This is a genomic window from Mesorhizobium sp. M0898 (assembly GCF_040319695.1).
GTDB lineage: Bacteria > Pseudomonadota > Alphaproteobacteria > Rhizobiales > Rhizobiaceae > Mesorhizobium.
Genome location: NZ_JAMYOE010000002.1, coordinates 29,338 through 41,407 on the forward strand (window position 1 = coordinate 29,338; position 12,070 = coordinate 41,407).

Sequence of the window (12,070 nt, forward strand, 5' to 3'; positions counted from 1 at the left end):
GTTACGCCTCGACCAGCTTCAGTGTTCGGTCGAACACGCCAAGCACCCGGCCGAGTTCCTGGCCGCGCTTGAGGATGCGCCCGCCGGCGGCGATGACGGCGAACGCGCCTTGCCGGCGCGCCAGCTTCGGATCCTTGACGATCTGGAAAAGCGGCACTTCGCTGGTGCGGCGGAAGACGGAAAAAACGGCGCGGTCGGCGAGATGGTCGATGGCATAGTCGCGCCACTCATTGGCGGCAACCATACGGCCGTAGAGCCTGAGGATCTGGTCCAGTTCGCGCCGGTCGAACCGCACCGGCTGGTCGAGGCGTTCGCGTCTTGCCTCATGCAGCGGGATCAATATTGCGGATGCGTCCCCATCCTCCGTCCCGCTGCTGCGATCAGTCATGCCTGGATCCTCGCAATGAATCGTACGCCGACCAAAGTTGGCGCTTTCGTTGCCGAATTGCAAGGCCCGGCCGGGCAACGGCAGCACCGCGCGGTTTCTCCAGCGTCCAGTCACGTTTGCGAAACGCCTGTTGAAATTGGTGATGCTTTGCCACAATCCTGCCTTTTTTTATCCGTGCTCATGCCCCAATGTCCGACGAATTTACCGGCGTTGCCTGAGACGGTTCGGTCCGGCACCGGCTCGTAAACCCCAAGCCCCCCGCCCACGGGTCTGCGTCGGATCGAACCAACCTCGGTTTTTCCTTGGAAAGATCGGGTGCGACGATCCCAAAACCTAAATGACCGGCGTCAGAAGCAAGCTGACGCCGGTTTTTTATTAGCCGTGGCGATGCGATCCATCCAGATAGGCTGTCGTCGGAGGCTTGAGCGCGGTTATCCCTTCTCCCACAACAAGGGGAGAACGGGGGGCGCCCTATCTAAGGCTTGCGGATAAAGGCTGCGCCCAGGATCGGCCCGGGCATGCCGTCCTTGCCGACCGACTGCAGCAGCACGGCGCAGCCGCCCTTCTTGGCGATCTCGCTCATCGGCAGTTCGTAGCGCTGCGCCTTGCCGTGCCACATGCCGGCGGTCTGGATGCTGGAGACGGCGTTCCAGTAGGTCATGCTGCGGCCGCTGTTTTCGCCCTTGCCGATCTTTATCGTCTGCGGCGGATTGAAATAGACGATGACGACATGCGCGTCGGTTGGGCCGGTCACAGCGTCGCCGGCATCGATCATGACGCGATCGCTGGTCCGGCTGACCTTGATGCCGACGCGCATGCCTTCGCCGACCCTCTCCATGCGGGCCAGCGCGCCGTCGACTTCCTTGCGGCTGGCGCCGTTGACATGGCTGCGGCCGTTTATGACGGCTTGCGGGGTGTAGACGGAACGACTGCCGAAGGCGCGCATATACTCGTATTGCCGCTCGGTATTTTCCTTGCGGCTCAGCGTGTCCTGCCAGCCGAGGTAATCCCAATAATCGACATGATAGGCGAGCGCGACGATGTCCTCTTTGGCGGCGAGCTCGGCGAAGAATTCATCTGCCGGCGGACAGGAGTTGCATCCCTGGCTGGTGAAGAGCTCGACGACGCCTAATGGCTTGTCGGTTGGCTCGGCAAGGGCCCTGCCGGCAAACGCCGAGAGGGCCAGCGCAAGGGCCGCAAGCCGCAATGGTCTTCGAGATGGCATAGCCGTTCCGATCCCGCCGGTGACGCCGGCTTTGTTCTGGTTGTCGAAATATGTGGCAGAAGCGGCAGTCAACGGGAAGTCACGTTGCGGTGAAATTTTGCCGTTGCAACCGCTGGCAAGGGCGCAATAGGTGGACTTGCACTTTACGATGGAAGCGATTCGGGCGGCAATCAGCATGTGGCAATCTCTCCTGGCGCCGGTCGACCTCTATTGCGAACGGACGGGGCCGGAATTCTGGGCCGAACCGCTAAATGCGCTGAGCAATCTGGCTTTTTTTGCCGCCGGGCTATGGGGTGTCTGGCAGGTGCGCAAGCGCGGCACCGGCACCTTCGCCGAAGTGCTGGCCTGGTGGGTGGTGGCGATCGGCGTCGGCTCGTCGCTGTTCCACACCTTTGCCAACCGTGGCACGGTCTGGGCCGACGTGCTGCCGATCGCCGGGTTCACGCTGGCCTACACGCTGTTCAACCTGCGGCGTTTTCTCGGCATGAAATGGGGCAAGGCGATCGCCATTTTCGTCGCCTTCTATGCCGTCGCCGGGCTGGTGACCTTTGCCGTGCCCGACTGGCTGCGCCAGGCGTCGAACGGGACGACCGGCTATCTGCCGCCCTTCCTGGCGCTCGCCTTCTTCGGCGCCATGGTGGCGGCCAGCGGCAACCGTGCCGGCTGGTACAATCTGGCGGGCTCGGCGATCTTCGTCGTGTCGGTCATCTGCCGGATGATCGATCCGCTGGTCTGCGGCGGCTTTCCGCTCGGCACGCATTTCCTGTGGCACATATTCAACGGGCTGATGCTCGGCGTGCTGCTGGCGGCGACAGCGCGGTTTGGAAAGCCGGGAATTAGGGCAGTAGGGCAGTAGGGCAGTAGGGGAATAAGTCGCTTCTCCTTGCTTCACCCTACTGCCCTACTCCCTTATTGCCCTACTCCCTTAAGCGGCCAGATCGCGCAGCACGTATTGCAGGATGCCGCCATTCTTGAAGTAGTCGAGCTCGTCCAGCGTATCGATGCGGCAGATGATCGGAACCTCTTTGACGCTGCCGTCGCCGTAGGTGATCCTGGCGATCATCTTCTGCCGCGGCTTGATGTTGCCCAGTCCGTCGATCTCGACCAGTTCGTCGCCCTTGAGGTTGAGCGAGGCCCATGAGGTGCCTTCCTCGAAGACGAAGGGGATCACGCCCATGCCGACCAAATTGGAGCGGTGGATGCGCTCGAAAGACTGGGCGATGACCGCGCGGACGCCCAGCAAATTGGTGCCCTTGGCCGCCCAGTCGCGCGACGAGCCGTTGCCATATTCGACGCCGGCGAAGATGACCAGCGGCACGCCTTCCTTCTTGTACCGCATGGCGGCGTCGTAGATCGATTCCTCTTCTTTCGACGGGTAATGGATGGTGTAGCCGCCCTCGCGGCCGTTCTCGCCCAGCATGTGGTTGCGGATGCGGATGTTGGCGAAGGTGCCGCGCATCATTACCTCATGATTGCCGCGGCGCGTGCCGTACTGGTTGAAATCGGCGACGCCGACGCCGTGGTCGGTGAGGTACTTGCCGGCCGGCGAGGCCGCCTTGATCGAACCGGCCGGCGAAATGTGGTCGGTGGTGATCTTGTCGCCGAACAGACCGAGCACACGCGCGCCCTTGATATCGCCGATCTTGCCGAAGCCCGACGTCATGCCGGCGAAATAGGGCGGGTTCTGCACATAGGTGGAATTGTCGTCCCAGGCATAGGTCTGGCCTTCCGGCGCCTTGACGTTCTGCCAGTACTCGTCGCCCTTGAAGACGTCTGCATATTTGCGGGCGAACAATTCGCGCGTGACGTTCTTCTCGATGAATTCCTGGATCTCGACCGAACTCGGCCAGATATCCTTGAGATAGACCGGATTGCCGTTGCGATCCTCGCCGAGCGGCTCGGTGGTCAGATCCTTGGTCACGGTCCCGGCCAGCGCGTGGGCGACGACCAGTGGCGGCGAGGCGAGATAGTTCGCTTGCACGTCGGGCGAGACGCGGCCTTCGAAATTGCGGTTGCCGGACAAGACTGCCGCAGCAATCAAGCCCTTATCGTTGATGGTCTTGGAGATCGGCGCCGGCAATGGGCCGGAATTGCCGATGCAGGTGGTGCAGCCGAAGCCGACCAGGTTGAAGCCGATCTGGTCGAGCTCCTTCTGCAGGCCGGATTTCTCGAGATATTCGGCGACGACCTGGCTGCCCGGCGCCAATGAGGTCTTGACCCACGGCTTCTGCTCGAGGCCGAGCCGGTTGGCATTGCGCGCCAACAGCCCGGCGCCGATCAGCACGCTCGGGTTCGAGGTGTTGGTGCAGGAGGTGATGGCGGCGATGACCACATCGCCATGGCCAAGATCGTAGCTCGTGCCCTCGACGGCATAGCGCTTGTCGATTTCGGCGGCCTTCCTGTATTCGGACTGCATGGCCTTGGCGAAGCCGGCCGGAATGTCTTCAAGTGCGACCCGGCCTTCCGGCCGCTTCGGGCCGGCCATCGACGGGACGACACTGCCGAGATCGAGCTCCAGCAGGTCGGTGAAGACCGGATCGGCCGAGCCGGCATCGCGCCACAAGCCTTGCGCCTTCGAATAGGCCTCGACCAGGGCGATGCGGCTTTCGTCGCGACCGGACATTGTCAGATAGCGGATGGTTTCGCTGTCGACCGGGAAGAAGCCGCAGGTGGCGCCATATTCCGGCGCCATGTTGCCGATGGTGGCGCGGTCGGCCAGCGTCATGTTGGACAGGCCCGGCCCGAAGAATTCGACGAACTTGCCGACGACGCCCTTCTTGCGCAGCATCTGGGTGACGGTGAGCACCAGGTCGGTGGCGGTGACGCCTTCCCTCAGCCTGCCGGTGAGCCGGAAGCCGATGACTTCAGGCAGCAGCATGGAGACCGGCTGGCCAAGCATCGCGGCCTCCGCCTCGATGCCGCCGACGCCCCAGCCGAGAACGCCGAGGCCGTTGATCATCGTGGTATGTGAATCGGTGCCGACGCAGGTGTCGGGATAGGCGGTGGTCTCGCCGTCTTCGCTGTTGGTCCACACGACCTGACCGAGATATTCGAGATTGACCTGATGGCAGATGCCGGTGCCGGGCGGCACGACGCGGAAATTGCGGAACGCCTGCTGGCCCCATTTCAGGAACTTGTAGCGTTCCTCGTTGCGCTCATATTCAAGCTCGACATTGCGGGCGAAAGCCAGTGGCGTGCCGAATTCGTCGACGATGACCGAATGGTCGATGACCAGATCGACCGGCACCAGCGGATTGATCTTTTGTGGGTCGCCGCCGAGCGAGGCCATGGCGTCGCGCATGGCGGCAAGGTCGACCACGGCTGGAACGCCGGTGAAATCCTGCATCAGCACGCGTGCCGGGCGATAGGCGATCTCGACGCCGGCGGTGCCCCGGTCAGTCAGCCAGCCGGCGACCGCCTGGATGCTCTCCTTGGTGACGGAACGGCCGTCCTCGTTGCGCAGCAGATTCTCCAGCAGCACCTTCATCGAATAGGGCAATTGGGCAATACCGGTGAGGCCGTTCTTTTCGGCCTCGACAAGGTCATAGTAAACGTACTCGGTGCCGCTGGCGGTCAGCGTGCGGCGGCAATTGAAGCTGTCGAGTGATTTGGACACGTGCGATCCCTAACTGTCGGTTGCCGGAAGGGAACGGACGCCAGTGGGCATGCAAATCACGCGCAAAGGTGCGGGTACGGCCATTTCCGCTATCCGTTCCCAAGCGTCCGGGCCGTTCAAGGCGGCACGCGCGCTGGTTCGGCGCAAATTCGGTTCCCGTGCCGACCGCTGGCACGGATGATGCGGATATAGAGAATTTTCTGGAATAGTTCTAGACACGGAATCGCCATTTTTGGTGCGGCGCACCGAAGCCGCGCCTGAACTTTCGGCGAAGGGGGACGGATGCGGCTGATCGCCGAAAATCTGGGCGGCGAACGCGGCGGCGAGACGGTATTTTCCGGCATCGAATTCGCGCTGGGGGATGGCCAGGCGCTGGTCGTCACCGGGCCGAACGGCGCCGGCAAATCGACGCTGCTCAGGATCGTCGCCGGACTGTTGCCGGTGGCGGCAGGCCGTGTGCGGTTCGAAGGTGGTGGCGAAGACTTTCCGTCGGCCGCCTCGGCGTGTCACTATCTCGGCCACCTCAACGCGATGAAGACGGCGCTGAGCGTTACGGAAAACCTGTGCTTCTGGCGCGATTTTTCGGGCGCCGGTTCCGCGGGTGTTGAAGAGGCGCTGGAAACCGTCGGGCTGGGCGGCATCGGCCATCTGCCGTTCGGCTATCTCTCGACCGGGCAACGCCGCCGCGCGGCGATTGCAAAACTGCTGGTAAGCCACCGGCCATTGTGGCTGCTCGATGAGCCGACGGCAGGACTGGACAATGCTTCGGAGGAGAGATTCGGCGAATTGATGGGGAAGCACCTCGAGAGTGGGGGGATCGTGGTTGCGGCGACGCATTTGCCGCTGGGGATCGAGGGAAAGGAATTGAGGATGACCGGCTGATGTTGGCATTCCTTCACAGGCGAAAGCATCTCACATCATGCTAGCCCTCTTCCTGCGCGACATCCGCCTGAGTATCCGCGCCGGCGGCGGGGCGCTTACCGGCGTGATTTTCTTTCTCGCCGTTATCGCGACCATCCCCTTCGGCGTCGGTCCCGAGCTGAAGCTGCTGGCCCGCATCGGCCCGGCGATCCTGTGGATCGCCGCCTTGCTGGCCTGCCTGCTCGGCCTCGACCGGCTGTTCCAGGCCGACCGCGAGGACGGCTCGCTCGATCTTCTGGTGCTTGGCAACGACCGGCACATGCTGGCCTTGACCGTTCTGACGAAATGCCTGGCGCATTGGGCGGGAAGCGTGCTGCCGCTGGTCATCGCCGCTCCCTTGCTCGGCCTGTTCATGAACATGGAGCCGGCCGGCATCGGCGCCACGGCGTTGACGCTTCTGGTAGGCACGCCGGCGATCACCTTCATCGGTGCCGCCGGTGCCGCGGTGGCGGTGGCGCTGCCGCGCGGGGGCCTGCTGATCTCGGTGCTGGTGCTGCCGCTAACCATTCCCGTGCTGATCTTCGGCGTATCAGCAAGCTATGGCGCGGTGGCGAACCCCGATCCTTTTCTGCAGCCCTTCCTCATTCTCGCCGCGCTGACCCTGTTCCTTGCCGTGCTCGGGCCGGTGGCGGCGGCGCTGGCGCTTCGGCACGGAACGGATTGATGTGGCCGCTGCGCATAGAGAACCCGATCTTTCTCCAGACAATCTACGGCAACTATCCGGACCTGTCTTCCGTCGAGGTAACCAAGGCCGAAATCAATCGTGAAGGGCCTAGCATGTACCTTTCCTTCATCTCGACCGTCCTCCCCTACCGGCCCCCCGCCAAATGGGCGGCGTTCAATGCCGTGTCTTTCGGGCTTGAGTTCATCGCGATCGAATCGATTAGCCTTCGCAAGTTCCGGAGCCATGGCTGGAGTGCAATCAGGATGTGGGATGACGCCGGTAGAATCCTGCTTACCTGCGAAGGGGCTGTCAGGCTGTCTCTGACGTGCCAATACATGCGTATCAAAAACATATCAGGTGTTTTGCGTTCGCAGTGACCTTCGGCTTGCGATAACCGCAAATCTGCCGCAGACCCGTTCATTGCGACAAACAGCCGGTGAGGCTATGAATTCCGCCGTGAGAAGCCTTGGATCGGGAAAATGAGCGTTCACGCCCTTTATGTCACCGCCGCCTATGCGATCACGGCCGTGGTGCTGGGCGGGCTGATCGGCTGGATTCTGCTCGACCAGCGCGGCCGCAAGCGAGAGCTTGCCGAGCTGGAGGCATCCGGCGTGCGCCGGCGCTCCGATAAGGCAGTAAAATCATGAGCACGGAAACCCAAACACCGGCGCGCCGCCGCCTGATCGTGCTGCTGCCGCTGCTGGTCTTTCTCGGGCTGGCGGGATTGTTCCTGGCGCAGCTTTTGTCCGGGCGCGACGTGTCGGAAGTGCCGTCGGCGCTGATCGGCCTGCCGGCGCCGCAGACCAACTTGCCGGCGCTCGAAGGCACCAATTTGCCGGGCCTTGATTCAAAACAGTTCGCCGGCAAGGTGACGCTGGTCAATGTCTTCGCGTCCTGGTGCGCGCCGTGCCGCGAAGAGCATCCGGTGCTGCTGGCGCTGTCGCAGGACAGACGTTTCGTCATGGCCGCGCTGAACTACAAGGACCAGCCGGAAAACGCCCGTCGGTTCCTTGGCGATCTCGGCAACCCATTCCAGGCGATCGGCGTCGACCAGGCCGGACGCACGGCGATCGACTGGGGTGTCTACGGCGTGCCGGAGACCTTCGTCATCGGCAAGGATGGCAAGATCGCCTATAAGCATGTAGGGCCGCTGACGCCGGACTCGGCGCGGACGCTGCTGTTACCCGAAATCGAGAAGGCGCTCGCGGCTCCGGGCTGAGACACCTGAAACGCGATGGATGAACGAGACATCCGCGATCATTTTCTGGCACAGGCGAAAGCCTGCGATGGACTTGGCTCGCCTTTCACCGCGAATTTATGCCGTGCGCTCGCTAAGGTTCTCGACGCAAACACCAGGACCGGGCAGGCGGTGCTCGGTTGGCCGGGCGACGCGCGCGCCGACGCCCTCGCATTGCGGCTTTGCGGCGCGCTGCATGGGTTGGTCCTGACGGGTGCCAATGAGCGATTGGCACTGATCTATCCGCCCAACCAGACAAGCGAATCCGAGATCGCGGCGGTGCTGCCGGAGGCAATTGCGCGATCCGACGAGCGGATCGTCGCCGGCCTCGCCGGTGCGCCGCAGACCAATGAAATCGCCCGGTCGGCGATGCTGCTGCCTGGATTTCTGACAGTCGCGCGGGAAACCGGCCTGCCGCTGGACTTGTGCGAGATTGGCGCCAGCGCTGGGCTCAATCTCCTGTTCGACAGCTTTCACTACCGCTACGGCGATGCCGAGTGGGGCGACCGGACCTCCACCGTTCGGTTGGCGCCGGAGGTGCGCGGACTCGCTGTTCCGCTTGGTGGAGCGATCGACGTCCGCCACCGCGCCGGCTGTGACATCGCGCCGGTAGATGTCGCCGACGCAGCCACACGGTTACGGCTTCGGTCTTACGTCTGGGCCGATCAGGCTACGCGGCTGGCCCGGCTCGACGCTGCGCTGTCACTTGCCGAAAAGTTTCGACCGCCACTTGTCAAAGCGGACGCGGCGGATTTTGTCGGGAAGGCGCTGGCCGCGCGGCAGGAGGGTGGCGCTTTTGTGCTCTATCATTCGATCATGTGGCAATACCTGCCGCGGGCGACCAAGGATGCGATCATCGTCGCCCTGGAGCAGGCGGGCAGACAGGCCACGGCCGCTGCGCCTATCGCAAGGCTGAGGATGGAGCCGCGCGATCCCACAAACAATTGGGCGGTACTCAGCCTGACTTTATGGCCGGGCGGCGAGACGCACCGCCTGGCCCATTGCGATTACCACGGCCGCTGGATCGAATGGGTGGGCTAAGCCCGATCCCATTCACTCAGCCGTAGATCTGCTTGTGGACCTGGTAGAGCATTTCTGAGCGGTCGGCGCGCATGTCGGCGAGGTCGCGGCTGCTGAAGCTGTCGATTTCGGCGACGAGGCGGTTGTAATGCCGGCGCTTGGCGATGCTGGCGCGAGCGCGGCTCATGAGGCTGTCGATGATCATAGCGAGTTTCCTTTTGCGCCGCATTTCGCGGCCAGTTGTTCCTCCCTTGATCGATACGGAGCATGACATAGTTATGGTGCATTGCAAAAATAAGATGTTGCAATGCACCATTGCGCTGGGCGCATAGCCGGTTAACGGGATGTGACCTGCCGTCCGGGCCAGCATTCGCATTCCATAATGCTCTGACGCATCATCGATCTTGCCATATCGATCGCAGGCTGGCTTGATCGCGCCCTTGCCAAGCGACTGCTACCGGGAGGAACCATGGCCAGCGAATTCTACGAAGTTCTCGATCCGCGCTTTTCGCGGCTTTTCAACGGCAATGCACAGGTGGACAGGCTGTTTACCGGCTGCCGATGGGCGGAAGGACCGGCCTGGTTTGCAGCCGGGCGCTATGTGGTTTGGTCCGACATCCCGAACAATCGCATGCTGCGTTACGACGAGACCGACGGCAGCGTCAGCGTGTTCCGTCAGCCGTCCGGCAATTCCAACGGCAACACCGTCGACCGGCAAGGCCGGCTGGTTACTTGCGAGCATTCCGGCCGCCGCGTCAGCCGCACCGAGCATGACGGCTCGGTCATCACCATCACCGACAAATGGCGCGGCAAGCGGCTGAACTCGCCCAATGACGCGGTGGTCAAGTCCGATGGCTCGATCTGGTTCACCGATCCGAGCTACGGCATCGATACCGATTACGAGGGCGACAAGGCCGAAAGCGAAATCGGCGCCTGCCATGTCTACCGGGTCGATCCCGGCACCGGCGAGACCGAGGCGGTGATCACCGACATGGTCAGGCCCAACGGGCTCGCCTTCTCGCTCGACGAGCGCCAACTCTATGTCGCGGATACCGGCCGCACGCATGGTGCGCAAAATCCGGCACACATCCGGGTGTTCAATGTCGGCCAGGGCGGCAAGACGGTCTCAGGCGAAAAGGTCTTTGCCGACTGCACCGCCGGCCTGTTCGACGGTTTCAGGCTGGATGCGGACGGCCGCATCTGGACCAGTGCCGCCGACGGGGTCCATTGCTACGATCCAGACGGGACGCTGATCGGCAAGGTCAAGGTACCGGAAGTCGTTGCTAATTGCGTGTTCGGCGGCAACAAGCTGAACTGCCTCTACATCGCCGGCACGACCTCGCTCTACATGGTCCGGCTCATGGTCAACGGCGCCAAAACCTACTGAGCGGCCGCCAAGCATATGCAAGGGAGGGAACCATGCCATTCGTGAATATCCGCCTGGTCAAGGAGGTGATTGCCGACGACCCGGCCGGCAAAAAGGCCGCGATCGCCGCCCAGGTGACGGCGGCCATCACCGGCGTCACCGGCCTGACCAACAACGATGTCTGGGTGGTTTTCGAGGAGGTCGCTGCACGCGACTGGTTCGTCGGCGGGACCGACGTCGAGACGCGGAGGAGCAAGGGATAGTTCCCGGCACAGATTGGCCGCAGCTCCTAGCGTCGTCATCCCGGGGGCGGAGCAGGAGCGAAACTCCGTCGCGGAGACCCTGGGATGGCGAAAGCACGGTCCGGCGTTCACCGCGAGCGGATGAACTCCGCGAAGGCGGATAGGGCATCGCGCATCGTCAGCCGGTTTTCCGGCTGCGACAAGATATCCTCCACCTCCGGCGGCTTCTTGCCGAGCAGCGCTATTTCGAGCGCTGCTTCCTCATGGAGCGCAAAAGACATTGTCCGCATGATCTCGACCAGTGCGGCGCGGGCAAACAGCGAGCGCGGCGAGGCATGCACCAGCATGGCTGGCTTGCCAACGGCGGCATCGCGCGACACCAGCCAGTCAAGCGCGTTCTTCAGGCCGCCTGGCACACCGTGGGCATATTCCGGGCAGGAGACGATGACGCCGTCAGCGGCGGTGACCGCATCGATCAGCACTGCTGCTTGCGGCGGCGTCCGCTCGCCTTCGTCGTCGGGGTTGAAGATCGGCAGCCGGCCAAGTCCATCGTAGACGAAGACGTGACAGTCCGGCGGCGCGTTTTGCGCGAGTGCCGCGACCAGGGCCGAATTGGTCGAGGCGGCGCGCAGGCTGCCGGAGATGGCGAGGATGTTCAGCAAAGGAATGGAGACCGGCTTGGGCGATTCGTTGCCGGGCACGCTACCACATGGTCTCCCTGTATTCCTCATCCAGCCAGCGGTCGGTCGCCTCGGCCGAATCGGCGAGCGCCAGCTGGTCGCGCAGGATCTGGCCGAGCGTCGGCAGCGTCGCGCGGTCGTACCAGCTCTCCGGCTTCCACAGTTCGGAGCGCATGAAGGCCTTGGCGCAATGCATATAGGCGGCCTTGACCGTCACCACGACGACGCTTTGCGGCGCCTTGCCGTCGACCGCCAGCCGCTCGCGTAACGCCGCATCGACGGTGATGCGGGCATCGCCGTTGACACGCAGCGTCTCGTTCATGCCGGGAATGAGGAAGAGCAGCCCGACCGAGCGATTGAGAAGGATGTTCTCCAGCGTGTCGAGCCGGTTGTTGCCCGGCCGGTCGGGGATGGCGATGGTCTTCTCGTCGAGCACTGCCACAAAACCCGGCCTGTCGCCCTTGGGCGTCACATCGGCATTGCCGGCGCCGTCGGACGAGCCGATCAGCACGAACGGGCTCTTGCCGATGAATGAACGGCAGTGGCCGTCCAATGTCTTCAATTCCTTGCGGATCGAGCCGTCGGTCAGCCGAGGCGTCTTGTAGATCGTCCTCAACTCGTCGCGAGTGGTGATGAATTCCATGCCCTCTCCCCTTATTCTGATGCAATTCCCTAGGGAAAACGCTACGCGCTTTCCCGGGAAAACCGCTA

Annotated in this window: 15 protein-coding genes; 9 read left to right on the forward strand and 6 right to left on the reverse strand. The window is 63.1% G+C overall.

All coding sequences use genetic code 11. The features are described 5' to 3' along the window. Position 1: 1 nt before the first annotated feature. Both NKH90_RS03160 and NKH90_RS03165 read right to left on the reverse strand, forming a co-directional pair. A complete protein-coding gene (locus NKH90_RS03160; RefSeq protein ID WP_031212724.1) occupies positions 2-388 on the reverse strand; it encodes a DUF2794 domain-containing protein in 387 nt (128 codons plus the stop codon). A gap of 475 nt (positions 389-863) precedes the next feature. After that, complete coding sequence (locus NKH90_RS03165) at positions 864-1,613, reverse strand: DUF1223 domain-containing protein (protein WP_352470828.1); 750 nt, start codon at positions 1,611-1,613, stop codon at positions 864-866. Positions 1,614-1,788: 175 nt separating this feature from the next. Here NKH90_RS03165 and NKH90_RS03170 point away from each other — a divergent pair, with 175 nt between their 5' ends. After that, entirely contained in the window at positions 1,789-2,469 is a 681-nt protein-coding gene (locus NKH90_RS03170; RefSeq protein ID WP_352470827.1) for a ceramidase domain-containing protein, read from the forward strand. A 69-nt stretch (positions 2,470-2,538) separates the two neighbouring features. Here NKH90_RS03170 and acnA read toward each other — a convergent pair whose 3' ends face one another. After that, positions 2,539-5,229 carry an aconitate hydratase AcnA gene (gene acnA, locus NKH90_RS03175; protein WP_352817253.1) on the reverse strand — a complete coding sequence of 897 codons (2,691 nt, stop codon included), beginning with the start codon at positions 5,227-5,229 and terminating at the stop codon, positions 2,539-2,541. A 282-nt stretch (positions 5,230-5,511) separates the two neighbouring features. On the opposite strand from acnA, the gene ccmA reads away from it, so the two are divergent. The 6 genes from ccmA to NKH90_RS03205 all read left to right on the forward strand — a co-directional run bounded on the left by ccmA (position 5,512) and on the right by NKH90_RS03205 (position 9,092). Beyond that, a complete protein-coding gene (gene ccmA, locus NKH90_RS03180; protein WP_352450190.1) occupies positions 5,512-6,111 on the forward strand; it encodes a heme ABC exporter ATP-binding protein CcmA in 600 nt (199 codons plus the stop codon). A gap of 37 nt (positions 6,112-6,148) precedes the next feature. Next, positions 6,149-6,814, forward strand: coding sequence for a heme exporter protein CcmB (ccmB, locus tag NKH90_RS03185; protein WP_352817256.1), 666 nt, complete (start codon positions 6,149-6,151; stop codon positions 6,812-6,814). Further along, positions 6,814-7,191 carry an Imm50 family immunity protein gene (locus tag NKH90_RS03190; RefSeq protein ID WP_352817259.1) on the forward strand — a complete coding sequence of 126 codons (378 nt, stop codon included), beginning with the start codon at positions 6,814-6,816 and terminating at the stop codon, positions 7,189-7,191. Before ccmB ends, NKH90_RS03190 begins: the two co-directional genes overlap by 1 nt. A gap of 102 nt (positions 7,192-7,293) precedes the next feature. Continuing rightward, complete coding sequence (gene ccmD / locus NKH90_RS03195) at positions 7,294-7,461, forward strand: heme exporter protein CcmD (RefSeq protein WP_352456348.1); 168 nt, start codon at positions 7,294-7,296, stop codon at positions 7,459-7,461. Then, positions 7,458-8,033, forward strand: coding sequence for a DsbE family thiol:disulfide interchange protein (locus NKH90_RS03200; protein WP_352817262.1), 576 nt, complete (start codon positions 7,458-7,460; stop codon positions 8,031-8,033). The genes ccmD and NKH90_RS03200 overlap by 4 nt, the downstream gene beginning before the upstream one ends. 15 nt (positions 8,034-8,048) lie before the next feature. Next, positions 8,049-9,092, forward strand: a complete 1,044-nt coding sequence (locus NKH90_RS03205) for a DUF2332 domain-containing protein (protein ID WP_352491646.1) — start codon at positions 8,049-8,051, stop codon at positions 9,090-9,092. Positions 9,093-9,108: 16 nt separating this feature from the next. Here NKH90_RS03205 and NKH90_RS03210 read toward each other — a convergent pair whose 3' ends face one another. Beyond that, positions 9,109-9,276 carry a hypothetical protein gene (locus NKH90_RS03210; protein WP_023721879.1) on the reverse strand — a complete coding sequence of 56 codons (168 nt, stop codon included), beginning with the start codon at positions 9,274-9,276 and terminating at the stop codon, positions 9,109-9,111. Between the two features lie 264 nt (positions 9,277-9,540). Between NKH90_RS03210 and NKH90_RS03215 the strand changes: the two genes are divergently transcribed. Next, positions 9,541-10,458 (forward strand): SMP-30/gluconolactonase/LRE family protein, encoded by a 918-nt coding sequence (locus NKH90_RS03215; RefSeq protein ID WP_352767356.1) that lies wholly within the window; start codon positions 9,541-9,543, stop codon positions 10,456-10,458. Between the two features lie 32 nt (positions 10,459-10,490). Continuing rightward, positions 10,491-10,700 (forward strand): tautomerase family protein, encoded by a 210-nt coding sequence (locus tag NKH90_RS03220; RefSeq protein ID WP_352540817.1) that lies wholly within the window; start codon positions 10,491-10,493, stop codon positions 10,698-10,700. A 107-nt stretch (positions 10,701-10,807) separates the two neighbouring features. Here the strand turns inward: NKH90_RS03220 and NKH90_RS03225 are convergent, their stop codons facing one another. Both NKH90_RS03225 and NKH90_RS03230 read right to left on the reverse strand, forming a co-directional pair. Then, the gene (locus tag NKH90_RS03225) at positions 10,808-11,341 is read right to left on the reverse strand and encodes an NADPH-dependent FMN reductase (protein ID WP_352767671.1); all 534 of its coding nucleotides are present in this window, start codon (positions 11,339-11,341) and stop codon (positions 10,808-10,810) included. A 40-nt stretch (positions 11,342-11,381) separates the two neighbouring features. After that, entirely contained in the window at positions 11,382-12,002 is a 621-nt protein-coding gene (locus NKH90_RS03230) for a pyridoxamine 5'-phosphate oxidase family protein (RefSeq protein ID WP_352685342.1), read from the reverse strand. Positions 12,003-12,070 lie beyond the last annotated feature (68 nt).